Origin of the sequence: Kitasatospora phosalacinea (genome assembly GCF_000717185.1) — a bacterium.
Lineage (GTDB): Bacteria > Actinomycetota > Actinomycetes > Streptomycetales > Streptomycetaceae > Kitasatospora > Kitasatospora phosalacinea_A.
In genome coordinates, this window is sequence record NZ_JNYE01000276.1 from 1 (window position 1) to 469 (window position 469).

A 469-nucleotide genomic window follows, 5' to 3' on the forward strand; every position below is an offset into this window, starting at 1 on the left:
TACACCAAGCCCGAGCGCGAGGAGCAGCTGCGCATCCTGCGCCGGCTGAACTCGGCGGAGGCGTTCGAGACCTTCCTGCAGACCAAGTACGTCGGCCAGCGCCGCTTCTCGCTGGAGGGCGGCGAGTCGCTCATCCCGCTGCTGGACGCCGTGCTCGTGGAGGCGGCGGGCGCGCAGCTCGACGAGGCCGTCATCGGCATGGCCCACCGCGGCCGGCTGAACGTGCTGGCGAACATCGTCGGCAAGCCGTACGGGAAGATCTTCGGCGAGTTCGAGGGCAACATGGACATCAAGTCCATGCACGGCTCCGGAGACGTCAAGTACCACCTCGGTGCGGACGGTGTGTACGAGGGGGCCGAGAACAACACGGTCAAGGTGTCGTTGGCGGCGAACCCGTCGCACCTGGAGACCGTGGACCCGGTGGTGGAGGGCATCGCCCGCGCGAAGCAGGACATCCTGGACTTCGGCG

The 469-nt window shown here is 67.8% G+C and carries 1 pseudogene; it reads left to right on the plus strand.

The features are described from left to right. A pseudogene (locus OO57_RS37995) lies at nucleotides 1–469 on the plus strand (thiamine pyrophosphate-dependent enzyme); the annotation flags it as partial.